The organism is Streptomyces sp. NPDC096311, from assembly GCF_044763085.1.
Lineage (GTDB): Bacteria > Actinomycetota > Actinomycetes > Streptomycetales > Streptomycetaceae > Streptomyces.
Window position 1 is genome coordinate 210,806 of the sequence record NZ_JBIWFN010000018.1, and the last position, 23,431, is coordinate 234,236.

General features: G+C 70.8%; 19 protein-coding genes. 10 read left to right on the forward strand and 9 right to left on the reverse strand.

All coding sequences use genetic code 11. From position 1 onward, the window contains the following. The first annotated feature begins 34 nt into the window (after nt 1-34). Both ACIRA5_RS37975 and ACIRA5_RS37980 read left to right on the forward strand, forming a co-directional pair. The gene (locus ACIRA5_RS37975) at nt 35-1,327 is read left to right on the forward strand and encodes a CAP domain-containing protein (protein ID WP_403698803.1); all 1,293 of its coding nucleotides are present in this window, start codon (nt 35-37) and stop codon (nt 1,325-1,327) included. 121 nt (nt 1,328-1,448) lie between these two features. Continuing rightward, nucleotides 1,449-2,669: a serine hydrolase domain-containing protein gene (locus ACIRA5_RS37980; protein ID WP_403698805.1), complete on the forward strand. Its 1,221-nt coding sequence runs from the start codon at nt 1,449-1,451 to the stop codon at nt 2,667-2,669. Nucleotides 2,670-2,736: 67 nt separating this feature from the next. Here the strand turns inward: ACIRA5_RS37980 and ACIRA5_RS37985 are convergent, their stop codons facing one another. Further along, complete coding sequence (locus tag ACIRA5_RS37985) at nt 2,737-2,889, reverse strand: hypothetical protein (RefSeq protein ID WP_164331877.1); 153 nt, start codon at nt 2,887-2,889, stop codon at nt 2,737-2,739. A gap of 145 nt (nt 2,890-3,034) precedes the next feature. On the opposite strand from ACIRA5_RS37985, the gene ACIRA5_RS37990 reads away from it, so the two are divergent. Then, nucleotides 3,035-3,349 carry a DUF6191 domain-containing protein gene (locus tag ACIRA5_RS37990; protein WP_388532706.1) on the forward strand — a complete coding sequence of 105 codons (315 nt, stop codon included), beginning with the start codon at nt 3,035-3,037 and terminating at the stop codon, nt 3,347-3,349. Beyond that, nucleotides 3,346-4,041 (forward strand): nucleoside/nucleotide kinase family protein, encoded by a 696-nt coding sequence (locus tag ACIRA5_RS37995; RefSeq protein WP_403698808.1) that lies wholly within the window; start codon nt 3,346-3,348, stop codon nt 4,039-4,041. The genes ACIRA5_RS37990 and ACIRA5_RS37995 overlap by 4 nt, the downstream gene beginning before the upstream one ends. Here the strand turns inward: ACIRA5_RS37995 and ACIRA5_RS38000 are convergent. The 6 genes from ACIRA5_RS38000 to ACIRA5_RS38025 form a co-directional block, all read right to left on the reverse strand. Beyond that, nucleotides 3,974-5,803: a hypothetical protein gene (locus ACIRA5_RS38000; RefSeq protein ID WP_403698810.1), complete on the reverse strand. Its 1,830-nt coding sequence runs from the start codon at nt 5,801-5,803 to the stop codon at nt 3,974-3,976. The genes ACIRA5_RS37995 and ACIRA5_RS38000 overlap by 68 nt on opposite strands. Nucleotides 5,804-5,854: 51 nt before the next feature. Further along, on the reverse strand, nt 5,855-7,573 hold the full coding sequence (locus tag ACIRA5_RS38005) for a hypothetical protein (protein ID WP_403698812.1): 1,719 nt from the start codon (nt 7,571-7,573) through the stop codon (nt 5,855-5,857). A 2-nt stretch (nt 7,574-7,575) separates the two neighbouring features. Next, on the reverse strand, nt 7,576-8,478 hold the full coding sequence (locus ACIRA5_RS38010; RefSeq protein ID WP_403698814.1) for a carbohydrate ABC transporter permease: 903 nt from the start codon (nt 8,476-8,478) through the stop codon (nt 7,576-7,578). Then, nucleotides 8,475-9,386 carry a carbohydrate ABC transporter permease gene (locus ACIRA5_RS38015; RefSeq protein ID WP_403698816.1) on the reverse strand — a complete coding sequence of 304 codons (912 nt, stop codon included), beginning with the start codon at nt 9,384-9,386 and terminating at the stop codon, nt 8,475-8,477. Before ACIRA5_RS38015 ends, ACIRA5_RS38010 begins: the two co-directional genes overlap by 4 nt. 116 nt (nt 9,387-9,502) lie before the next feature. Beyond that, the gene (locus tag ACIRA5_RS38020) at nt 9,503-10,831 is read right to left on the reverse strand and encodes an extracellular solute-binding protein (RefSeq protein WP_403698818.1); all 1,329 of its coding nucleotides are present in this window, start codon (nt 10,829-10,831) and stop codon (nt 9,503-9,505) included. Nucleotides 10,832-11,105: 274 nt separating this feature from the next. Next, the gene (locus tag ACIRA5_RS38025) at nt 11,106-12,239 is read right to left on the reverse strand and encodes an ROK family transcriptional regulator (protein ID WP_403698820.1); all 1,134 of its coding nucleotides are present in this window, start codon (nt 12,237-12,239) and stop codon (nt 11,106-11,108) included. Between the two features lie 331 nt (nt 12,240-12,570). On the opposite strand from ACIRA5_RS38025, the gene ACIRA5_RS38030 reads away from it, so the two are divergent. The 6 genes from ACIRA5_RS38030 (at nt 12,571) to ACIRA5_RS38055 (ending at nt 18,881) form a co-directional block, all read left to right on the forward strand. Continuing rightward, the gene (locus ACIRA5_RS38030; protein ID WP_403698822.1) at nt 12,571-13,476 is read left to right on the forward strand and encodes an N-acetylglucosamine kinase; all 906 of its coding nucleotides are present in this window, start codon (nt 12,571-12,573) and stop codon (nt 13,474-13,476) included. A 297-nt stretch (nt 13,477-13,773) separates the two neighbouring features. Beyond that, nucleotides 13,774-15,723, forward strand: a complete 1,950-nt coding sequence (locus ACIRA5_RS38035; protein WP_403698824.1) for a phosphatase PAP2 family protein — start codon at nt 13,774-13,776, stop codon at nt 15,721-15,723. 204 nt (nt 15,724-15,927) lie between these two features. Beyond that, nucleotides 15,928-16,437, forward strand: coding sequence for a methylated-DNA--[protein]-cysteine S-methyltransferase (locus tag ACIRA5_RS38040; protein WP_403698826.1), 510 nt, complete (start codon nt 15,928-15,930; stop codon nt 16,435-16,437). 14 nt (nt 16,438-16,451) lie between these two features. Further along, entirely contained in the window at nt 16,452-17,189 is a 738-nt protein-coding gene (locus ACIRA5_RS38045; RefSeq protein WP_403698828.1) for a 2OG-Fe(II) oxygenase, read from the forward strand. Nucleotides 17,190-17,347: 158 nt separating this feature from the next. Next, nucleotides 17,348-17,704, forward strand: a complete 357-nt coding sequence (locus ACIRA5_RS38050) for a DUF6204 family protein (RefSeq protein ID WP_403698830.1) — start codon at nt 17,348-17,350, stop codon at nt 17,702-17,704. A 187-nt stretch (nt 17,705-17,891) separates the two neighbouring features. Beyond that, entirely contained in the window at nt 17,892-18,881 is a 990-nt protein-coding gene (locus ACIRA5_RS38055) for an alpha/beta fold hydrolase (protein ID WP_403698832.1), read from the forward strand. A gap of 227 nt (nt 18,882-19,108) precedes the next feature. On the opposite strand, the gene ACIRA5_RS38060 is transcribed toward ACIRA5_RS38055, so the two are convergent. Continuing rightward, on the reverse strand, nt 19,109-20,167 hold the full coding sequence (locus ACIRA5_RS38060; protein WP_403698834.1) for a LacI family DNA-binding transcriptional regulator: 1,059 nt from the start codon (nt 20,165-20,167) through the stop codon (nt 19,109-19,111). Nucleotides 20,168-20,175: 8 nt separating this feature from the next. Further along, entirely contained in the window at nt 20,176-23,154 is a 2,979-nt protein-coding gene (locus tag ACIRA5_RS38065; protein WP_403698835.1) for an aminotransferase, read from the reverse strand. Between the last annotated feature and the right edge of the window lie 277 nt (nt 23,155-23,431).

Sequence of the window (23,431 nt, forward strand, 5' to 3'; positions counted from 1 at the left end):
GTCCGCGAGGACCGTCACTTCGACGGGCGGCACGATGAGCGAGTTGGTTCCCGGGGGCAATGTGCCCCTGCCGGGCGGCACCCTGACGATCCGGGTGCCGGGTCCCTTCGACGTCTCCGCACTCATCACCGACGACAGCGGCAAGGTGCGCGGCGACGCCGACTTCGTGTTCTACAACCAGCCGACGGCGCCGGGCGCCCGGCTCACCGGGGAGCACCTCACCGTCGACCCGCCGCGCCTGCGGTCCGGCGCGAGCCGCGTCACCGTGGTCGTCAGTCCGGCCGATCCCGGTACGCCGCTCGGCCGACTGCCCGCTCCCACGCTGCACGTCAGCGGTCCGGGCGGCGACACCCTCGCCCGGTTCACACCCCCGCGCCCACAGCGGGAGACCGTACTGCTGCTCGCCGAGATCTACCGACGCGGCACGGCGTGGAAGCTGCGCGCACTGGGCCAGGGATACGCGGACGGACTGGCCGGCATCGCACGGGACTTCGGGGTCGAGGTCGCCGAGGACGCCACCGGGGACGATCCGGCGCCGGTGGCGGCTCCCGACCCTGACGGCTTCCTCGACCTGGTCAACTCGGTGCGCGGCGCGGCCGGTTCCCCACCCATCTGTCTCGACGCGCGGCTCGCGACCGCGGCCCGCGCCCACGCCTCCGACATGGCAGCACGCGGACTCCTCAGCTCCGAGAGCGCCCAGGGGATCTCCGTCTACCAGCGCATCACGTCCGCCGGATACGCGTATCTGACCGTCGGCGAGCACCTCGTCTCCGGCCCGCGCACCCCGGGCGAGTTCGTGGAGTACTGCCTCACCACCGAGAAGTCCCGCGACACGCTGTACAACCCGGCGTACAGCCAGGCGGGGCTGGCGTACGTCCCCGGCCGGCGTTCCGGCGACATGTACTGGACGGCGCTGTGGGCCAGGCCCTTCAGCCACGGGGGTCTGCGGCAGACGGCGGACGAGGTGGTCGCGCTGACCAACGCCGAGCGGGCCGCGGAGGGCCTGGCGCCACTCGCCGTCGACGCCCTGCTCACCACCGCGGCCCAGGCGCACAGCGACGACATGGTCGCCCGCGCCTTCTACTCCCACACCTCCCCCGACGGCAGCCGGCCGTGGGACCGGGCCGCCGCCGCGGGCTCCGAACGCCGCACCATCGGGGAGAACATCGCCTGCGGCCAGCGCTCCCCCGCCGAGGTCGTCCGCGGCTGGATGAACAGCCCGGGCCACCGCGCCAACATCCTCAAGCCCGACTTCACCCACATAGGCATCGGCTTCGCGGGCGGCGGCACGGCGGGCACGTACTGGACGCAGCTTTTCGGCCGCTGAAGGATCTTTTCCGCTTTCCTTCGCGTCACATGCAACCCATCTGCCTCTCCTGCGCGTAGAGATGGTGCCGGCGTTCGCATCCGCGGCGCGGTACACAGAGGGAACTCGGGAGAAGAATCAGATGGTCTCAGGAACGGTGGGCAGAGGTACGGCGCTGGGCGCGGTGCTGTTGGCCCTCCTCGCAGTCCCCGTACAGGCCGGCACCGCCGCGGCCGCGGATCTGCCGACACCCGACGACGCCGGTCTGCAGGCGGTGTTGCACACGGCCCTGTCCCAGGGAGCCCCCGGTGCGATGGTGCGGGTCGACGACAACGGCACCGTCCACCGGCTGTCGGAGGGAGTCGCCGACCGGGCCACCGGGCGTGCGATCACCACGACCGACCGGTTCCGCGTCGGCAGCGTCACCAAGAGCTTCTCCGCCGTGGTCCTGCTGCAACTGGTGGACGAGGGCAAGCTCGACCTGGACGCTTCGGTGAACACCTATCTGCCCGGACTGCTGCCCGACGACCGGATCACCGTGCGCCAGGTGATGAGCCACCGCAGTGGGCTGTACGACTACACCAACGACATGTTCGCGCAGACGGTCCCGGGCTTCGAGTCCGTCCGCAACAAGGTCTTCAGCTACCAGGACCTGGTCACCCTGTCCCTCAAGCACGGGGTCACCAACGCACCGGGCGCGGCCTATTCGTACTCCAACACGAACTTCGTCGTCGCGGGCATGCTCATCGAGAGGCTCACCGGCCACTCCGTGGCCACGGAGTACCAGAACCGCATCTTCACGCCGCTGAACCTGACCGACACCTTCTACGTGCACCCCGACACCGCCATCCCGGGCACGCACGCCAACGGCTACCTCACGCCGGACGAGGCCGGTGGGGCCCTGGTCGACTCCACCGAACAGACGGTGTCCTGGGCGCAGAGCGCGGGCGCGGTCATCTCCAGCACGCAGGACCTGGACACGTTCTTCTCCGCGCTGATGAGCGGGCAGCTCATGTCCGCCGCGCAGCTCACGCAGATGCAGCAGTGGACGACGGTCAACAGCACCCAGGGGTACGGCCTCGGCCTGCGCCGCCGTGACCTGTCCTGCGGTATCTCGGTGTACGGGCACACGGGCACCGTGCAGGGCTACTACACGTACGCCTTCGCCTCGAAGGACGGCAAGCGCAGCGTCACCGCGCTCGCCAACACCTCGAACAACGTGAACGTGCTGAACACGATGGCCCGCACGCTGGAATCCGCGTTCTGCGGCAAGCCGACGACCGCGAAGCTGCGCAGCGCGACCTCCTCGGCGACCACCGTGGAGCGCCACGAGGACATCGCGCCGGGCATCGCCCGCGACTGACGCGCGAAGGTGCGGCCGGACCACCCGTCCGGCCGTACCCCTCCGCCGGACTGGCCCCGGGACGGGCTCATGACTTCTTCAGGTCGGACCGGTAGGTCCGGTACAGGGCGCTGCCGTCGCCGCAGCGCCTCGGGGGCTCGCTGCACTTCTGGCAGGCGAGCAGGTGGTCGAAATACGCCCGGTAGCTGTGGGGGGCGAGCGTAGGGCGTTGCTGCGACATGACGTTCTCCCCGTGGACGGCGACTGCGACGCCCGTTATTGACCAATATTCAACAGCTTGATGAGCATAGGCGGAATGACCGGTCCCAGACCCGAGGTCGCCGGACCCTGGCCGAATCCCACGCACACACCCCGATACTGGTGGCATGGGATTCGCCGTCTTCATGACCCTGCCGGGACTGGTCATCCTGCTGACTCTAGCGGCCTTCGCGGACCAGCTGTTGCTGCGCGCCGGACGGGCCGGCCTTCTGCCGTGGCGCAACGGCGTGCGCCAGGGCCAGATATCCGCGACCGGCTTCGAGCAGTTGCACGCGAGTCTCTCACCGGGCAAGCAGAACGAGCTCAAGGAGCGGCAGTCGGCCCTGGTGCTGCGGGACGACGAGGAGGACGGGGCACCCCCGCACCGTACGACGATCGACCTGGCGGGCGGGACGGCGGTCGTGCGCAGGCCCCGCTCATGACCTTCGACGACCTCGTGGAGCGGGCCGCGGCGCTGGTGCGCCCCGGTCGGCGTGCGATTCTCGGGATCGCGGGAAGCCCTGGCGCGGGCAAGACGACGCTGGCCGAGCGTCTGGTCGGGGAGCTGAACGGCGACGCGCCCGGCCGGGTCGCGCAGGTGCCGATGGACGGGTTCCATCTCGCGGACGTCGAGCTGGACCGGCTGGGCCGCCGGGACCGCAAGGGCGCTCCGGACACCTTCGACGCGGCGGGCTACGCGGCGCTGTTGGGCAGGCTGCGTGACGAGGACGAGGACGACATCGTCTACGCGCCGGGCTTCGAGCGGACTCTGGAGCAGCCGATCGCGGGCGCCGTCCCGGTCTTCCGCGGCGCCCGCCTGATCATCACCGAGGGCAACTACCTCCTTCTGGGGGACGGGGCGTGGGCGCGCGTACGGTCACGGCTGGACGAGGTGTGGTTCTGCGAGCTCGATGAGGAAGAGCGTGTACGGCGTCTCGTCGCCCGCCACGAGGAGTTCGGCAAGGACCACGACACGGCGGTGGCCTGGGTGCTCGGCACGGACCAGCGCAACGCCGACCTGGTCGCCGCGACACGGCACCGTGCCGACCTTGTGGTCGGCGCGGAGGTCACCGCCGCAGCTCCAGCGCGGGTTCCCCCCGGTCATCACCCGCGGGATTCCCGATCAGTGCGGTGAACGCCTCGGTGCGGATCGTCAGGCCCGCCGGTGTGTCTGCGAAGGTGGGGGCGAGAGGGCCCGGGGAGCCGTAGCGCACGGCGAAGACGTGCAGGTCCTGCGGGGCGCCGGGAGCCGGTCCGGCTTCGAGTGCCGTGGAGGCGACGAGGTGGCGCCAGCCCTCGTCCGGGTTGCCGTAGCCGCGCGGGTCGGCGGCCAGAGCGAACGCCGCCAGCTCCTGGGTCGTCTCGGAGCGGGCGTCGAAGTGGTCCACGCCGTCCGCTCGTGGATGTGTCAGCGTGAGCGGGCCGGCGGAGGTCACGGCGGCCTCGGCGGTCCTGCGCACCCGGTCCCCGTCGTCGGTGGCGTACGGCAGTCCGGCGAGCAGGTACGGCGTCCCGTCGAGGCGTTCGACGGCGACCGTGGTCCACAGGCTCGTGCCGTCCGTGACGTACAGGGACCGGACATGGCGCAGGACGTGGTCGCGGCCGACGACCGGCTTGGTGACGAGCTTGGCGCTCAGGCCGTCGCTCTCGAGGTCGCGCACCCGTACCTCGCCCATGGGGCGGCTGAGCAGGAAGCCGTCGACGACCGGGCCGAAGCCGTGCTGGCGGTTGACCGCGGCGGGCAGGTAGTACGTGCCCGCCGCCTCGACCAGCGAAGGGGTCATCCGCTGGTCGAAGGCCACCGAGACCGTGCCCGCGCGCAGCTGATGCCGTGCGGGGTTCTTCGACGGCGTGCGGTGCCAGCGCGTGGCGTCCTGGATCTGCCAGACCAGCATGAACGCGAAGTGGCCGTCGACCGCGCCGTCCGGCCCGACCGCGTGCCGGCCCCAGCGGGTGTCGCCCCGATAGCGGCCGAGGTCGGCGCCGATCCTGGCGCCGAAGTAGCGCAGTCCGAGGACGGACTCGAAGCCGGAGTGCTGTTCGCTGTAGCGGGGGCCGCCGTTGTCGAAGCCGCCGTTCGGCAGCCGGGCGTCGATGTAGCGGGCGAGCGCGTGCCCGTCCTCGGCGAACATCTCCTCGCCGCTGATCCGATGGGCCTGGGCGAGGAAGGACAGGGAGATCGGACCGTAGTTGTTGTCGTAGGCGCCGCCGTGCTCGGGCGGCAGCAGGGCGCCCCGGTCGAGGACGCGGTGGGCGCGGATCCTGTCGGTGTACAGGGCGAGCGCCCGCTCGCGGACCCCCTCGCCCTCCTCGGGTGGGAGGTGCCGTGCCAGCATCAGCCCGCCGACCACACACCCGATCGCCTGGTTGCCGGCCTCCTGCGGGTTGAAGAAGGTGGCTTCGGTCAGCCAGCGCCAGTAGCCCTTCGCCAACTCGACGACCACGGCCCGCTGTTCGTGGTCGACCAGGCCGTCCGAGAGGTCCAGGACGTTGACCGCCTGGAGCAGCGCCCACACCGTGCTGGGCCAGTCGCCGATCGGGTGCGCGCCCGGCGCCAGGACGTAACGGGCGTGCGGGAGGCCCGAGTCGCGGATCGTGAGGTTCGGGTAGCCGGGGTTGTCCTCGGTGTGGACGCGCTCGCCCAGGTGGAAGGCGAGGCTGCGGCGGACCGCCTCGGGCAGCCGCGGGTCCTTGCCGCGCTGCCAGGCCAGGGCCAGCAGGGAGGTGACGCCGAGGGAGGTGTCGCCGATGTCGTCGGCGGCGTCGGGGTGTTCGAGGCTGCCCTCGGGCGTGATGCGGGCCAGGGCCTGTTCGACGACGTCGGCGAGGACCGTGTCGTACGCCTCCTGGGTGTCCGGGAGGTAGTGCAGCGGGCCGCGCTGGTGGAGAAGGTGCACGGGTGGATCAGCCCTTCATGCCGGAGGTGGCCATGGCGTGGGTCGTCGGGGTCAGAAGACGGGTGCGGGGTGGCGGGCGCGGAGTGTGACGCTCAGTGTGTGAGGGCCGTGTCCACCGATGCAGACACGGTTCCCGGTTGTCGCGTCGGTGCCGCCCACCACGGTGTAGTCCTGCCCCGGGTCGTACCGCAGTACGTCGCTCCGGTCCGGCCCGGCGAGCGGTTCGCCCGCGTCGACGTCGACCTCGACCCGGATCTCGTCGTCACCGACCCGGTACGTCATCGGCGCGGTCGTCAGGCACCAGCGTCCGTCGCCGATCGGTAGGGCGCCCTCCGGCACGCCGCCCGGCCGGAAGGTCAGTTCGAGGGCCCAGGGCACCCGTGGTCCGCTGATGTCGATCCGCAGGTCGGCACCGTCGTCCCTCAGGTCCACCTCGACTCGGGTCGTGTGCGAGACCTCGTCCCGAGGCCGGTCCGGGAAGGCCATCGCGGCCGAGAAGCGTCCCTCGTCCGCCATCCGGTAGACCCCGTCGTCCCGCCTCCGGTCCGTCGGGAGCGGCTGGTAGTAGGCGGCCGTGAGGGTTTCGGTGAGCAGGTAACGGTTGTCGGCGAGCCGTTGCATGTCGGCGGCGCGGAACGGGCCCAGGTCGAAGAATCCCCGTGAGAGGCGGACCGCGTCGAGGACGGCGTCGCCGGCGAACAGGCGCAGGAAGGTGGGATTGCAGGCCAGGCCCGAGCGGATGCGCCGGTGCTCGGGCACGTCCGAGCCGCCGTACAGGACGCTGTGCACGGTGGCGGAGGCACGTGAGGCAAGGCGCGCCGTGGTGACGTACCGGTCGCGGGGAAGGGGTTCCGGCGCCGGTGCCGGCAGCACGCGGCACAGGTCGGGGGTGAGCATGGTCTCGGCGAGCAGGTTGGGGTCGTCGACACCACCGGCCGCTGCCCACCTCGTCGCCCGGCTGAAGTCGCCCCGGCCGGTACGGATCGCGAGCAGCCGGTAATGCGGCAGGTAGGGCGCCAGTGGGAACGGGTGGTTCTGGTCCTGCCGCCGCGAGTGGACGGTTTCCACCGTGCCGTCCGGTCTGATGAGGTCCAGGGTCGCGGTGAGGTTGCGTTCGACGGCGTCCCACAGGTCGGTGCGGCCGAGGACGTCGGCCAGGAGCAGCAGCGACGGGTTGGACACGTGGGACGCGTAGACAGCGCTGCGTTCCGAGTACAGGCCTTCCGCGTCGATGTCGACGCCCTCGGCGAGCCACTCCTCGACGCGGTCGAACAGCCGGTCGTCCGGGAACGACCGGTGCAGCCGGGCCAGCGCCGCGCACAGTTCCCAGCGGTGGTTCGGGGTGTGCACCCCACCGGTCAGGAGACCGCCGGAGGCGGCGCCGGCGATCTCGGCGAGCGCGGCCGTGACGTCACGCAGTTCCGGCCCCGCGCCCGCGGCGAGGACGTGCGCGTCGCACACGTCGTTGACGGTGAACGCGGAGTCCGGCGGTGACTGCACGTTGTCGCCGCCGGCGAAGAGGCCGGTGGCGGTCTGCGCGGCCCGCAGGGCACGCAGGTGGGTCATCGCGGCGACGACGGCCTGCCTGCTGCCGTGCAGTGCCGAGTCCGGAGAACGGTACGCCGCGACCAGAGTCTTCACCCGGCGTGCCAGAGCGCGGTGGGTCACACTGGCGGGTTCCTCGTCGGGGGCGGCCGCCAGCGGGGCGGCCAGCCGGTCGGCTGCGCCGGCCACCGCGCGGACGAACTCGTGGTCGAGCGGGGTGGGCACGGTCAGTCCTTCAGGCCGGCATTGATGTCGGCGCCCATGACGTAGCGCTGGAAGACCAGGAAGATGGCAATCAGCGGGATCATGGAGATGACCGATGCGCCGAGCAGTACCGACCAGTTGATGTTCTGAGCGCCGACGATGCTCTGGATGCCGATCTGCACGGTGAACTTGTTGGGGTCGTTCAGCATCAGAAGCGGCCAGATGTAGTCGTTCCACCGCCACTGGAAGGACAGGATGGCGAGGGTCAGCATGATGGGCCGGGAGAGCGGCACCATGATCCGCAGGAAGATCGACAGTTCGCGGGCACCGTCGATGCGTGCGGCTTCCACGAGTTCGTCGGGAACCGTCAGGAAGAACTGGCGGAACATGAAGCATCCGGTCGCGGTGAGCACGGCCGGGAGGATGATGCCGGCGAACGAGTTGTAGAGGCCGAGGTTGCGGACCACCAGGAACTCCGGGGCGAGCATGACCTCGGACGGCAGCATCGTGGTGGCCAGGATGCAGATGAAGAAGACTTTGAGCCACTTGTTGTCGTACTTGGCCAGCGCGTACCCGGTGCAGCAGCTGACTCCCACCGTGAGGATCGTCGTGATCACGCACACGATGGTCGTGTTGATGAAGTACTGGGAGAAGTTGGCACTGCGCCACGCGGTCAGGTAACCCGACAGTGTGGGGTTGTGCGGAACCAGCGTCAGCGGATAGGAGAACAGGTCGCTGGCCGGCTTGAGGGAGCTGAGGATGAACCACAGCACCGGCAGCCCGTAGAGGCACGCAAGGATCCACAGCAGTGTCGTCGCGGGTACCGCCCGCCGGAACCCTCCACCGCCTGCGCCGCGGGACCGCTTCTTGGAGACGGGCCGTCCGGGATCGGCGTCGACCGGGCGTGGCGTGTCTGTGGTTGTCATCGGTTCTCCACCCGCCGGTTGACGATCAGCTGGATGATCGCGACGGCCATCAGGATGAGCATGAGCACGAATGACGCGGCGCTCGCGTAGCCGATCTGGCCCCGTTTGAAGCCGGTCTCATAGATGTACTGGACAAGCAGGTTGTTCGACGTGCCGGGTCCGCCGTTGTTGAGGGCGACGAACACCGGGTATTCCTTCATCGCGTTGATCGTGTTGAGCAGGATGACGATGAACGAGGTGGGCGCGATGCTCGGCAGCGTGATGCTGATGAACTGGCGCCATGGGCCGGCGCCGTCGAGCGAGGCCGCCTCGTAGTACGACACCGGTACGTTCTTGATCGCCGCGATGAACAGCAGCATCGAGAAACCCGTCCAGGCCCAGGATGCCGCCATCACCACCACTATCAGCGACAGGTCCGCGTTCGACTGCCACGGAACGGCACTTCCGCCGAGCTTCTCGATGACGTAGTTGACCAGCCCGAAGTTCTCACCGAACAGCCACCGCCACAGGACACCCACGACGATGGGCGACAGAAGCCATGGGATGAAGAAGATGACGCGGGCGACCGACGCGCCCTTCGCGTGCTTGCTCACCAGCAGGTTGGCGGTGAGCAGCGAGACCGCGAAGTTCAGCGGTACGAAGAGCACGGCGTACAGCAGCGTCCGGCTCAGCGCATCGTAGAAGGTGGAGTCCCCGAACAGGTTGTGGTAGTTGTCCAGTCCGATGAACTGGTACGCCCCCACACCCGTGTAGTTCGTGAAGGAGTAGACGAGCCCGATCACCGCCGGCCAGACGAAGAACAGCGCGAAGAGCACGACATTGGCCGCGATGAGGACGAGCGGCGCAAGGGTGTACTTACTGCGTCTCCTGGGCGGGCTCGCGGTCACGTCCGAGGCGCGTTTTGTCATCTTCCTGACTCCGTGCTGGTGGAATGGATTCCTGTGGGCTCACACCATGAGCCCGGCATTTCGTGGGCGCCCGGGCCGGGCGGCGGTGTCTCGCCCCCGCCGCCCGGCCCTCTGGCCTACGATCCGCCGCCGACCTGCTGGTTGTAGCCGGCCACGATGTTCTCCAGGGCCTTGTCGACCGACTGCTGGCCGTTGATCGCCTTGCCGAGCTCCGTTTTGGTCGGGTCCTCGGCGAGGCTCTTGCCCTTCAGCACCCAGTTGGTCTGTGCGCCGTTGAAGTAACCCGAGATCGGGGCGTAGAGCGGGATCTCCTCGTTGTACAGCTTGAACGCCGCCTGCGCCGCGTCGGAGGTGAAGGGGTACTTCGGGTTCAGACCGCTTTCGACGGGCAGGAACCCGGACGCCTCACACAGCTCGCGGTAGTGGTCCGGCGTGTAGACCCAGGACAGGAACTTCTGCGCGGCGGTGGCCGCGGCGCCGTTGTTGTTGAAGCCCACCATCATGCCGCCGCTGTTGACGTCGCTGGCCTGGACCGGCTCGGCGGGAGTCGGGACGCTCGCCCAGTCGAACTTCTTGATGCTGTCCGCGAAGGAGGCGACCTGCCAGACGCCGGACCAGTAGGCGACCACGTCACCGCTCTGGAACATGGCCGACGGGTCGGCGCCGCTGGTCCACACCGACTTCGGCATGGTCTTGTCGTCGTTCAGTCCCACGAAGTAGTTCACGGCCTTCTTGGTCGCCGCGTCCACCGAGAACTTGCCGGAGGAGTCCGCGTGGACGTACGTCCCGCCCATCTCGTACACCATGGCGCGAAGCCGGGACGGCGACTGGTCGAACGTCAGGGAGTACTTGGCGCCGGTCTTCTCCCGGACCTTGTTCGCCGCGGCGATGAAGTCGGTCCAGGTCCAGGTCTTCGAGGGTGAGGTCGGGACGGCGACCCCGGCCTTCTTGAACAGCGTCTTGTTGATGAACAGGCCGGACGCGGTGACGTCCGAGGGGATGGACAGCACCTTCCCGGACGAGTCCTTGGCGAGGAAGTTGGCGTTGATGTTGTTGGTCTTGTTGTTGGCGATGGAGCTGAGGTCGATCAGCTTGTTCGACCAGATCGGGTCCAGCGCCGGCACGTCCGCCACGTCGGGCAGGGAGTTCGCCTGCGCAGCGTTGTGCAGCTTCGTCGGGTAGCCGTCGTAGGGGATGTTGACGAGCTTGACGTTGACGCCGGTTTCCTTCTTGTACTCCGCCACCAGCTTCTTCCAGCCCGCGTCCTGCCCCGGAACCGTGGAGATCCAGAACGTCAGCGACTTGGAAGTCCCGCCCGAGCCGGACCCCGACCCGCAGGCGGAGAGCAGCAGGGCACCTGCCGTGGCCACGGCAGCGAGGGGAACCAGGCGGCGCATACCGCCGCGGCCGAGTCGGCGGGAGCGCCGCACACCCACAGTGGTCATCTTCGATCCCATTTCGTCGTAGCGGAAGAAGCACGGCGCCAGCCGAGGCGGCACGGGTGCATTTTGCGGAGGATTTCGCTTTCCGGGGGCACGGCCTCGCCCGGCCGTGTCGCCTTGACGGGTGGGGTCCCCGGCCATGTCGGCCGACGTCGCACAAGCACGCCCTCGTGCGGCTGCCGTACTTCGCGTACGGGCTGAAGGCTCACCCGGAGTCGGCGTCCCGGCCGACTTAGAAAGCGCTTGTCCGGACATTGGCAGACCGATAAGGAAGCCGTCAATCCTTCGCCTGCACACCTTCGGTCACATTTTGGACTCCCTTGGCCACGGCAAGCCGGGCGGCACCCACGACGGTACCGAGATCCCCGATCTGGCTGCTGACCACCTCGGTGGGCCAGCTGAGCCGGCCCAGTTCGGCCCGCACCCCCGGCAGGAGCTGCGGATCCGCGCCCGTGCTGCCGCCCAGCACGATCAGTCCCGGGTCCAGTACAGCGGCCACCGCGGCGGCCAGCCGACCCACGTCGGCGGCGTGCCGGGCGACGAGCCCACGGGCGGGTTCCCGGCCCGCGGCGGCCAGCGCGAAGAGCCGCTCGGTGGTGCGGGGGTGCGGGCCGTCGCCGGCCCGCCAGGCCCGGGCGGCCCGGCCCAGCAGGGCGTGCGAGCCGACATAGGCCTCCAGGGCCTCCTGGCGCGGCTCCCGGTCGTCGTCCCAGGGATACGGCAGCCGGGCCAGCTCACCGGCCGCGCCATTCGCCCCGCGCAGCACCTGGCCGCCGATGACGATGCCGAGACCGACACCGACACCGATCCGCAGATAGCCGAAGGTACGACGGCCCCGCGCGGCGCCCTCATGCAGTTCGGCGAGGGCCGCGCAGTTGACGTTGTTCTCCAGGTGGACCGGCACGCCCGCCGGCAGCGCGACGGACACGGCGTCGAAGGCGGGCCCGGCCTTGGCGGTCGCCGGGCGCATGCCGGTGCCCGCGCGGTCGGGCTCGGTGACGTCACCGACGGCGACCACGATGGCCCGCAGCGGGGCGCCGTCGGGCAGCGCGGCCAGCGCCTCGCGCACGGCGTCGGGGGCCCTGGTCCGGGGGGTGGCTGCCTCGGCGAGCAGGGTGCCGTCCAGGGCGCAGCCGCGCACCCGGGTACGGGCCGGGCCGAGGTCCACGGCGAGGACCGAGCCGGAGGCGGGCCCGAGCCCGTAGACGGCGGCGGAGCGGCCGGTACCGCTGGACGCGGTGCCGGAACAGGCGGCCAGCCGCGCGCTCTCCAGTTCCGCGACGGCGGCGGAGACCGTCGGCTTGGACAGGCCCGCGAGGCTCGCGAGCTGCGGCCGGGTGGCACGGCCGGCCTCGGCCAGCACGGCGAACACCGCAGCGGCGCTCTCGGTGAGGCGGGGAGCCTCAGCCACGACGTGTTCCACAGTTCCCCCATGGGTCAGGGGCCGCGCTCCCCGGGTGACGGGATGCGGCGACGCGATGTCCTCGTGCCGCGCGGTCCCGCCCTGCGGCGGCGTCCCGTTGATCGACTGCGCGACAACTCTTGACGCACTGTACTTAGTTAGTTAACTTCCTAACTAAGTCCACGGTACTCGCCTGCCGTGCTCCGCAAGAAGCCCGTCCCGGGGCTTCCCGACGTGTTCGGCTCCCGCAACCTCGGTTCTGCCAGATACGGTTCGCCCGCCGTCCCGGCACAGTGCCATGTTCTTCGGCGCTCTTCGCCCAGACGACGAAAGAGGATCCGTGCAGGACCTTTCCTCCTCCCCGCTCGTGGTCGGTATCGACGTGGGTGGCACCAAGACCCATCTCCGCGCGCTCGTCGGCGCGGACCCGGTCGCCGATCACGTCCGGCCGAGCAGCGGCTGGCGGCCGCACGAACCGGCCGCCGCCGCCCGCTGGCTGACGGCACTGGTCCACGAGGCCCTGCCCGTCGACACCCGCCCGGCCGCACTGGCCGTCGGCGGGCACGCCTGTGAGACCCCCCGCCAGTGCGCCGGCATCACCGCCGCGCTGCGAGAGGTCCTCGACATGCCCATCCTGGTGGTGGGCGACGCCGAACTCCTCGTTCCCGCCGCAGGGCTGGACAAGGGTGTCGGTCTCGTGGCCGGTACCGGTTCGGTGGCGGTGGGGCGACTGGCCGACGGCAGCCCCGTTCAGGTCGGCGGCTGGGGCGCGGCGCTCGGTGACGAGGGCGGCTCCGCCGGTCTCGTACGGGAAGCGGCGCGCGCCGTGTGGGCGGCGCACGACCGCGGTGAAGCCCCGGACGAACTCGCCCAGGGGCTCATGGCCGCGTTCGGGGTGAGTGAGGTGCCCGCCCTGGGCGCCGCGCTGGAGAGTGCCACGGACGTGTCGGCCGAGTGGGGTCGGCACGCGCCCGTCATATTCGCGGCCGCCGAGCAGGGTTCCCCGATCGCGCGGTCGGTGATCGCGGACGGGGGCCGGTCCCTCGCCGCGCTCGTCGTGCGGCTCGCCGAGCGCGGGGTCGCCGTCGACGACGTGGTGGTCGCCGGCAGCACTGTGCTCTCCCAACCCGCCCTGTACACCTCCTTCACGACGTCACTCACCGAGTCCGTACCCGGGGCACGACCCAGGCCACTGCGGGCAGCGCCCGTCGAGGGGGCGTTGGCGTTGGCGCATGCCCTCATATGAGGGGACGGGGCGGCGCGACGCTCGCGGGTCGACCGCTGCCCCGCGGGGCAGCATGCGTTGCCGCGGTGCGGGCGCCTGACAAGTAGCTTGCGCTGGAGGCGCGTCGCCCGCACAGCGGGCGCACAGGGTCGGCGCATTCGTCCGTACGACACTTTGTCGCCCCCCACGCTTCGCAAGCGTGACATCAATCGGCCGTAGATCTTCGCTCGTATGACTCGTCCTCACCACAGGGGCACAGTCGCTTCACGACTTCACCCGGCTGTCGGAGGACCCATTCCACTCAGGAGAGGCACATCCATGCCGTCATCAGCCGGGCAGCAGTCCGTCCCTTCGGTCCCCGTCCGTGAACGCGCCCTGAACCGACGGGTGTTCCTGCGCAACTCGCTCGGCGCCTCGGCGGGGCTGCTGGCCGCTCCGACCGTCGTCACCTGGCTCGCCGCCGCGGACGCGAAGGCCGCGACGCGCCCCGCCGCCTTCGTGGACGACTACACCACCAACGTCCTCGCCAACCTGACGCCCGAGACCAACGCAGTGGTCCGGATCCTCGGCGGCATGAGCAAGGTGTGGAAGACCGGCGGTGCCTGGAACACGGGCACGCCGCTCATGCCCGAGGTGCTGCGCGCCAACATGCGTTACTGCGCCCACCTCACGCACGCCCGCACCGACGCACAGGCGAAGGAGGCGTTCATCTACGACCGGCAGCACCAGAGTTACGCGATGATCGCCGGACTGGGCCCGCTGGCCGACCTGTACAAGACAGGTGCCAAGGCGGTCACCTCCATCACCAGCGCTCCTGACGGCACTCCTTCCGGCAAGATCAACGACGCGGTGCCGGCCGACGCTCCGGCGGGCTCCGCGCAGGGCGCCGGTTCCCACGACTCGGCGCTCGGCAAGGTCGCCGAGCTGGTGGACACGGTGCGCGGCCCGTACGCCTCAGGCAACCCTGGCAAGTACGCCTTCCAGTACCCGCGTCCGTGGCGTATGAACGAGAACAGCGAGGTCGTCGACACGGGGAAGGTCGACGCGCTCGGCTTCCCGGTCTACGACTCCGACGTGATCGTCGCACCGCAGCTGCTGTGGCAGCGCGGCACGACCGCGGTCGACGACGGCGGCTTCCCCAGCGGCCACACCAATGCCTTCCACCTGGCGGGGCTGGCGTACGCGTACGCGGTGCCCGAGCGCTTCCAGGAGCTGGTGGCGCGCGCCTACGAGCTGAGCCACACCCGGATCATGGCGGGCATGCACTCCACCGTCGACGTCATCGGCGGCCGGATCATGGCCACGGCCCTGGCCGCCGCCACGCTGGCCGACCCGGCCAACGCCGCCCTCAAGGCAGCGGCGCGCGCCCAGGCTTCCGCGTACTTCCAGCAGCAGACCGGTTCGACGGCGGACACCCTGTACGCCTACGCGCACTCCGCGAGCGCCGCCACCGACCCGTACGCCGACCGGGCCGCCAACGCCCGCGCGCTCACGCCCCGGCTGACGTACGTCCTCACCCGGCACGGCCGCTCCGAGGGCATGACCGTGCCCAAGGGCGCCGAGGTCCTGCTGGAGACGCGGCTGCCCTACCTCGACGCCGCCCAGCGCCGCGAGGTGCTCCGCACGACCGCCCTGCCCTCCGGGTATGTGCTCCTCGACGGCTTCGAGCAGTGGGGCCGGCTCAACCTGTTCGCCGCGGCGGACGGGTACGGGGCCTTCGAGTCCGAGGTGAACGTCACCATGAACGCCGCGGACGGGGGCTTCAGTGCGGCCGACACCTGGCGCAACGACATCTCCGGGTGCGGCCGGCTGGTCAAGCGCGGCACCGGTGCGCTGACCCTGACGGGCCACAACGCCCACACGGGCGGCACCGTGCTGGAGGAGGGCGTGCTGACGGCCGGTTCGTCGGGTGCGCTGGGGTGCGGCGACGTGCGGGTGGACGGCGGGACCCTGCGGGTGAGTGCGGCGTCGTCCCCGCGCGTGCGCGGCAGCTACACGCAGGCGTCCGGCGCGAGCCTGGAGGCGACGCTCCGTGCGGGCCGCGTGCCCGCGCTGACGGTGGAGCGACGGGTGGTACTGAGCCGGGACAGCGCGCTCACGCTGCGGCTGGACGCCGACCACCCGCCGGTCCACGGCACCACCGTCCCGGTGCTCCGGACGTCGTCGCTGCGAGGCCAGTTCGCCCGTATCACGGTCCAGGCGGACGGATACCGGGCCGTGCCCGTGTACTCGGTGGACGGGCTGTCCGTACGACTCGTACGGCATTGATCCCCGCCCCGGGGACGGACCATCCCGCTCCGGAGACGAACTGAGTGACAGGACCCGTGGACCGTGCGTGAACGGTCCACGGGTCCTCTTCGTTTCCGTGCGCCGCGTCTTCGGCTCCGTGCGCCGCGTCCGATTTCCGCCAGCCAAGGCGGTGGCCATGGCGCAGAGTGGACAGCGGAGACACACTTCGAAAGGACACGACCGATGCCGGTGTACACAACGATCGACAGCCCTCTGGGCGAGCTGCTGCTGGTGGGCGAGGAGTCGGTCACCGCGAAGGGCGGCACGGCGCTGGTCTCGCTGTCCATGCCCGGCCAGAAGTCCGGAGCCGTCGTCCGGGACGGCTGGACCAGGGACGAGAAGGCGTTCACCGAGATCGTCTCGCAGCTGCGCGCGTACTTCGACGGGGCGCTGACCGACTTCGACATCGAATACGTGAGCGGCGCGGGCAGCGACTTCCAGCAGCGGGTGTGGAAGGCGGTGGAGACCGTCCCGTACGGCACGACCGTCAGCTACGGAGAGATCGCCGCGCGGATCGGCGCGTCGAGGGCCGCCGTGCGCGCCGTGGGCACGGCGATCGGCGCGAACCCGCTGCTGCTCGTGCGCCCCTGCCATCGCGTGATCGGGGCCAGTGGCTCCCTCACGGGTTACGCCGCCGGCCTGGAGCGCAAGCAGCAGCTCCTTGACCTGGAGCACGCACGCCCGGCCACCTGAGGATCGCCACCATCATGAACACGCTCGACACCACCCACCTGGCGGGTCCGGTCGCCGACCGCGTCGCGGCCGACGACTGGACCGCACTGACCGACGAGCTGAACGAGCACGGACACGCACTGACCGCTCGGCTGCTGACCCCCGACGAATGCCACGGAATCAGGGCGCTCTACGACGAGACCGACCGCTTCCGCACCACCGTCGACATGGCCCGCCATCGCTTCGGTTCCGGCCAGTACCGCTACTTCACCCACGAACTGCCCGATTTGATAAGGGAGTTGCGCGAGGCGTTCTATCCGCGGCTGCTGCCCATCGCCCGGGACTGGGCCGACAAGCTCCGGCAGCCCGCACCCTGGCCCGAGGACCTGGAGGAGTGGCTGGCGATGTGCCACGCGGCCGGGCAGGCCAAGTCCGCTCAGATCCTGCTGCGTTACGGGCCCGGCGACTGGAACGCGCTGCACCGCGATGTGTTCGGCGCGATGATGTTCCCGCTCCAGGTCGTCATCGGCCTCGACGCACCCGGAGTCGACTTCACCGGCGGCGAGTTCATCATGACCGAGCAGCGGCCCCGGGCGCAGTCGCGTGGATCGTCCACGACCCTCCCGCAGGGGCACGGGCTGATCTTCACCACCCGCGACCGGCCCATAGCCTCCCGGCGCGGCTGGTCGACCGGACCGATGCGGCACGGCGTGAGCACCGTCCGTTCCGGGCGGCGTCACACACTGGGCCTGGTCTTCCACGACGCCGCGTGACCTCCGCGCCGAAGCGGCGATGGCGGGTGAGCGGGCCGGCACCCGGCGAGAGGCACGCTTTCGGTGAGCCCATTGCGCACGGCGTGATGTTCAGCCGATGGCCGTCCCGCGAAAAAACGCGGTGGTGTCCCACCGAACCCGCTGGTTATGGTCGCCGGGTGAGTACACGTACCTTCCGCGTCACCGTCCGCGGCGTCTTCGACGGGCTCGGCGCGGAGCAACGCGCCGAGCTCCTGGCCCGCGCGTCCGAGCACGACGTGCTGCACGCCGCCTTCACCCCCGAGGGGCACCTCAGCTACGACCTCGCAGCCCGGCCCGCCTTCACGTTCCGCTTCCTGGACTCGGGAGAGGCCGAGGAGGACATCCTGGAGGCGACCGAGCGCGCCGAGGCCGCCGCGGAGGCGTGGCTGACCGAGCGCGGCTACGGATACAAGAACCTCAGGTCGAAGGCCGAGGACCTGTCCCAGGCCCCACTCGGCAAACGGCAGCGCCGGGCCGCCGCGCACGGCTCCTAGGGCGCGTTCGGCCGATCTTCGACGCGCCCTGTGACCACGGGGCCGGTTTTGCCGAATCGGCAACAGGCTTGGCTCGCGCCACACCGACCGCCGCATGATCGTCGGTATGACCGGAGACCGCACGACGAACGGGCCGCTCCGGCCCCTTCACCGCACCGGCCACGCGTCGAGCCCCCTGGGAGGATCCGTGCCGCAGCCGTCCACAACAGACCGCGTCCACCGTCTTGTCCCCTCGCCCGCCGGGCGGGTACACCTGGTGGAGCAGGGGACGGGCCCCCTGGTCCTGCTCGTCCACGGTTTTCCGGAGTCCTGGTACTCCTGGCGCCACCAGCTTCCGGCACTCGCCGCGGCCGGCTACCGGGCGGTCGCCGTCGACGTCCGCGGCTACGGCCGCTCCTCCAGGCCGGAGGCGCCATCCGCGTACCGGATCCTCGAGCTGGTGGAGGACAACGTCGCCGTGGTGAAAGCCCTGGGTGAGGAGTCCGCGATCGTCGTCGGGCACGACTGGGGTGCGAACATCGCCGCCGTCTCCGCCCTCGTCCGCCCCGACGTGTTCCGTGCGGTCGGACTGCTCAGCGTGCCCTACGCCCCGCGCGGCGGCCCGCGCCCCAGTGAGATCTTCGCGCAGATGGGCGGGGACGAGGAGTTCTACGTCTCCTACTTCCAGGAGCCCGGCCGGGCCGAGGCCGAGATCGAGCCCGACGTCCGCGGCTGGCTCGCGGGTCTGTACGCGGCGCTGTCCGCCGACACCATGCCCGCACCCGGCGCGCCGGACCCGCACTTCGTGAGCCCCGGCGGCGCGCAGCGCGACCGCTTTCCCACGGGGCGGCTCCCCCACTGGCTCGACGAGCACGACCTCGATCTCTACGCCGGAGAGTTCGAGCGGACCGGAATGACGGGGGCCCTGAACCGCTACCGGAACATGGACCGGGACTGGGAGGACCTGGCCGACCACGACGGTGCGCCCATCACCCAGCCCTCGCTGTTCATCGGGGGCGGTCGGGACGCGTCCACCACCTGGCTGGCCGACGCGATCGCGGCCTACCGCACCACCCTGCCCGGTCTGCTCTCCTCCCACCTCCTCGACGACTGCGGCCACTGGATCCAGCAGGAACGGCCCGAGGACGTCAACCGCATCCTGATCGACTGGCTCGCCCGGGTCACGAGCGACAAGTGACGCTCCCCACCGGGGCAATCCCTCGACCGGGTCACTCACCTCGGGCGAGTGGATCGAACGCCACATCACGACCGCATCACCCAAAGCCCCTTAGGTCCAGCACGACCACTCGAACCTTCGCCTGAGGATGCGCCCTCCTACACCCGTGACGGACTCTTGATCAGGTGCGTTCTCGAGGCACCCACTCATCGTCGTCACCGTAGGAGGAACCGTGATTCCCCTCCCCGCTAGGAGCAGCGCTCCCTACGGCGTCTGGAGGTGCGGGTCGATGCCCTGACGTTCAGTGCGACGGGCAGGGTGCGCACGGTTCCTGGTGGCGTCCGGCCGGACAGGATCTCGCAGAGCAGGCGGGCGCATTCGGATCCCATCGAGCGGGGGCGCAGGTCGATCGCGGTGATCGCCGGCTCCGCCGTGCGCATCGCCGAGCAGTCCACGCAGGATGCCAGCAGCAGGTCCCTGCCCACCGTGCGGCCCGCCGCGCGCAGTTCGGGCAGCACGGCCGCGGCGGCTCCGTCGGGAGCGCACACGACGGCGTCGGTCCCGGGTTCCTGGGCGAGCAGGTCCCGCGCGATACCTCGCAGGACCTCGGGGGTGGCACCGACGGGCGCCTTGCGCAGGAGGAGGGGTATGCCGTGGTCCGCGCACCAACGGGCGTGGGTCCGTTGGAGGGTGAGGGACCAGTCGGAGGTGGCCTCGGAGGCGATGAGCGCGGGCCGCCGGGCACCGGAGTCGCGCAGATGGTCGAGCAGTTCGGTCATCGACGCCTCGTGGTCGCAACGGACCACCCCGGTCGGCTGCGGGTCACCGGCGTACCGCTCGGCCGTCACGACCGGCAGCCCGGTGTTCATCAGGTGCCGGACCACCGGGTCCTCGGGGGCCGGGTCGCACAGCACCAGCCCGTCCACCTGGGGCGGCGCCGTACCGTGCTGCGCCAGATGGCCGGAGGACAGCAGGGTGACGTTCAGGCCCGCGCCCGCGGCACGCTCGGCCACTCCGAACACGAACGCCATGGAGTACTCGGCGCTGGTCAGGAACTCCGGGAAGTAGAGCGCGACGGTGTCCGTGACGGAGGTGCGCAGGCTGCGGGCGCTGCGGTTGGGCGCGTAGCCCAGCCGCCGGGCCGCCTCCAGCACGGCCTCCCGGGTCGGTCCCGACACCCGGCCGTGACCGCGCAGGGCGTCCGAGGCCGTGGTCTTGGAGACCGCGGCCGCACGTGCCACGTCGGCGATCGTGGGCGGGGTGCCGGGGCGGGGCGAGGGCACGGCCGCGGATCCGGGGGTCGGCATCTCCCGTGTCACCAGCCGTGCGTCAGTACGTCGTCCAGCGCGTCGGCGAACACGTCGGCGCTCCGCCGGGTCAGACACAGCGGCGGCTTGATCTTCAGCACGCACTGCCGGTCCGAGGTCGGCTGGACGATCACGCCGAGTTCCCGCAACCGGTCGCAGATCGCGGCCGTCTCCTCGGTCGCCGGTTCCAGGCTCTCGCGGTCCCGGACGAACTCGACGCCCAGATACAGCCCCGAGCCGTGCACCGCGCCGATCAGTGCGTGCCGCCCGGCCAGTTCGAGGAGCCGGTCCTTCAGGTAGGTGCCGATCTCACGGGCGTTGGTCTGAAGGTCCTCGTCGCGCAGTGCGTCCAGGACGGTGAGCCCGACCACCGAACTGACCGGGCTGCCGCCCGCGGAGGAGAAGAAGTAGCCCTGCGTACGGTAGGCGTCGGCGATCTCGCGTCGGGTGATCACCGCGCCCAGCGGATGCCCGTTGCCCATCGCCTTGGCGACGGTGACGATGTCCGGCACCACGCCCTGCTGTTCGAATCCCCAGAAGTGCGAGCCGAGCCGGCCGTAAGCGACCTGGACCTCGTCGGCGACGCACAGCCCGCCGACGTCGCGGGTGGCCTCGTACACCTGCCGGAGATATCCGTCGGGGAGGGCCATGCCGCCCGCGTTGCCGTAGTACGGCTCGCACACGAAGGCGGCCAAGGGGTGCCCCTGGACGGCCAGTTCGCGGATCCTGGCGGCGGCTTCGGGGGCGTACCGCCGCGACTGCGGTCCCCGGTGGCGGCCCCGGTAGGAGTTGGGCGCCGCGACGGTGTGCACCCACGGCGGCCGTGAGGCGAGCGCGTTCGGGTTGTCGGCGATCGAAGTCGACACCGCGTCGCTCGCGTAGGTCCAGCCGTGGTACGCCTCCTCCACCGCGACCACGTCCTGTCGTCCGGTCGCCGCCCAGGCGAGCCGGAGCGCGAGGTCCACGGCCTCGGAACCGCTGTTGACCAGGAACACGGTGTCCAGCTCGGCCGGGAGGAGTCCGGTGAGTCGCTCGGAGAACTCGACCACCGAGGCGTAGTGGAAACGGGAGTTGGTGTTCAGCCGCTGCCACTGCCGGTGCACGGCTTCGCCGAGCCCGGGGTGGCCGTGGCCGAGGATGGTCACGTTGTTCAGCATGTCGAGGTAGCCGCGGCCCCGGGTGTCCACCAGGTGGTGCCGCCAGCCGCGTTCGATCTGGGGCGGCGTCTCGAAGTAGTGCTCCTGGACGGAGGCGAAGGAGTGCGCGCGCCGCTCCAGCAACTCCGCTTCCGTGACGGCCTGTTGGGCGTCACGGGCGGAGAGCGGCGCGTCGTCGGGAGCGAAGGACGGCGTGTCAGGGGCGTCAGGGGCGAGGAGGAGGCGGGTCGGGTCGGGGCACATCTCCAGCCATCCGGCGGCCAGTTCCGGCGGCGCGAACCGTGGCGGTCGGCCCGTGGTGGCGCACGGCCGGAAGAGTTGGACGCGCAGCGCCCGTACGCCCTCGCGGGCGGCCACCGTCCCGAGCTGCTGCCCGGAGACCACGGGGCCCGGCTGGACCTCTGCGTCGACTCCGTCCAGCAGCAGGTCCAGGCCTCCGGTGTGCAGCGTCACGCCGGTGTCGCCGTGCCGGGTGACCGTGCCCGCCCAGGGTGCCCGTATCTCCGCCGGACCGCCGAGGTGGAGCTCCACGCCGAGTGCGCAGGTCGCGGCAGGGACGGAGTCGTCGACGGTGGTGCGGGTCAGCCGGAATTCACCGTGCCGGGTCCGTACCGCCGTGTGTCCGGCCGTCAGGGCGGCCCGGGCCAGGGAGGTTTCGGCGTCGGGCGCCAGCCAGCGTCCCGTGTGCAGCTCCTCGCTCGACACGGACAGGTCGAGGCTCGCCACGTCGTCCGGCAGGCCAGGCAGCAGCGGATGTTCGGCCACCGGCAGGAGCTGCGCCGACGGGCGGCGGAGGGCATATCGCAGCTGGGCCGTCATCACCTCGGCCGGGACGGACACCGCGGCCTCGAACATCGCCCACTCGCGGTCCAGCGCCACCGAGGCGTAACTGTTGCCGGGGTCCAACAGGGCGTCGTACTGGCCGCTCACCACCATGACGGAGGTCCGCAGCACGACCAGCGGCCACAGCACGTCCACTTCCTCGTTCGCGAGAGGTCGCACCGCGTGGTAGGCGTGCACGGCGGGCAGCACCGACGCCGGTCCGGCCCCGTGATGGTGGAGCACGGAGGCGCAGGTGACCGCCAGTTCGGCCACCGTCCAGCCGAGACCGAGGTCACCGAAGTCGATCACGCCGACCGGCATCCGGCGGCCGTCCGCAGCCGGTTCGCAGACCACGTTGTTGTCGGTGACATCACCGTGGATCACCTGCACCGGCAGGCGGTCCACGAACGGCTCCAGCAGGGTGTGCGCGGCCCGGGACGCGCACAGCACCCAGGCGGCCCGTTCCTGGTCGGGCAGGTGGGGAGCGAGCGTCTCGACGACGGTGAGCGCGTTGCGCAGATCCCACAGCAGGGGCCGCTCCTGCTCCACGCCCGCGAAGTCGGCGAGCCCGGCCACGACCCGTCCGGCGAGTTCGCCGAGCCTGGCCACGACCGGTGGTGCGAGATAGCGGCTGTCCATGATCGGCTCACCGGGCACGTAGTCCAGCAGACGGCATACGAGATCCACACCGCCCGCGCTGAGCCGCTGCACCACCTCGCCGTCGACGCCGGCGTGGGCTCGCGGCAGCCTCAGCCCGGACATCGCGTCGGACAGGCGTTCCACGGCCGCACACTGGGCGCGCAGTGCGGACGGGTCCGAGGCGGGGTTCGCGATCTTGAGGACGTAGTCCCCCGTCCCCGTACGCACGCGGTAGTTGCGGTCCTGCTGACTGCCCAGGTCGTGGACAGTTCCTGTCACCCCGAACCGCTCCGCGAGCACCGCCGACACCGCGGCTTCGTCGACAGGACCGATCGGCCGCACCAGCCAGTCGGCGGACGGGATGCCCATGGGGTCGCTCGCTTCCGTTCGGCACGCCGCACGTGCGCGCGGGCCCGGCGCAAGGGGTGCCGGAACGTTCCGGCAACCGTAGATTCGCCCGCTGAGGTGTGTCAACGGGCCCCGTGGGCGATCCCACAACCGCCCCGCAGGCCCCCCGCGGGCGCCCCCCAATAGCTGCTCCGCAGCCGCCCCGCAGCCGCCCCGTGCAGAACGGCCGGGAAGCGTAGGCCGGCCTCCCGGCGGGATGCCTTAGCGTGCGCCACTGAACCGGTTCAGCTTCCTCACC

Excerpts from the sequence above, each read along its gene's own strand:
- ACIRA5_RS37985 (WP_164331877.1), bottom strand. The coding sequence starts at position 2,889 with ATGTCGCAGCAACGCCCTACGCTCGCCCCCCACAGCTACCGGGCGTAT.
- ACIRA5_RS38035 (WP_403698824.1), top strand. The coding sequence starts at position 13,774 with ATGCCGTCATCAGCCGGGCAGCAGTCCGTCCCTTCGGTCCCCGTCCGT.
- ACIRA5_RS38045 (WP_403698828.1), top strand. The coding sequence starts at position 16,452 with ATGAACACGCTCGACACCACCCACCTGGCGGGTCCGGTCGCCGACCGC.
- ACIRA5_RS38010 (WP_403698814.1), bottom strand. The coding sequence starts at position 8,478 with ATGACAACCACAGACACGCCACGCCCGGTCGACGCCGATCCCGGACGG.
- ACIRA5_RS38065 (WP_403698835.1), bottom strand. The coding sequence starts at position 23,154 with ATGGGCATCCCGTCCGCCGACTGGCTGGTGCGGCCGATCGGTCCTGTC.
- ACIRA5_RS38060 (WP_403698834.1), bottom strand. The coding sequence starts at position 20,167 with ATGCCGACCCCCGGATCCGCGGCCGTGCCCTCGCCCCGCCCCGGCACC.
- ACIRA5_RS37995 (WP_403698808.1), top strand. The coding sequence starts at position 3,346 with ATGACCTTCGACGACCTCGTGGAGCGGGCCGCGGCGCTGGTGCGCCCC.
- ACIRA5_RS37975 (WP_403698803.1), top strand. The coding sequence starts at position 35 with ATGAGCGAGTTGGTTCCCGGGGGCAATGTGCCCCTGCCGGGCGGCACC.
- ACIRA5_RS37990 (WP_388532706.1), top strand. The coding sequence starts at position 3,035 with ATGGGATTCGCCGTCTTCATGACCCTGCCGGGACTGGTCATCCTGCTG.
- ACIRA5_RS38040 (WP_403698826.1), top strand. The coding sequence starts at position 15,928 with ATGCCGGTGTACACAACGATCGACAGCCCTCTGGGCGAGCTGCTGCTG.
- ACIRA5_RS37980 (WP_403698805.1), top strand. The coding sequence starts at position 1,449 with ATGGTCTCAGGAACGGTGGGCAGAGGTACGGCGCTGGGCGCGGTGCTG.
- ACIRA5_RS38020 (WP_403698818.1), bottom strand. The coding sequence starts at position 10,831 with ATGACCACTGTGGGTGTGCGGCGCTCCCGCCGACTCGGCCGCGGCGGT.
- ACIRA5_RS38015 (WP_403698816.1), bottom strand. The coding sequence starts at position 9,386 with ATGACAAAACGCGCCTCGGACGTGACCGCGAGCCCGCCCAGGAGACGC.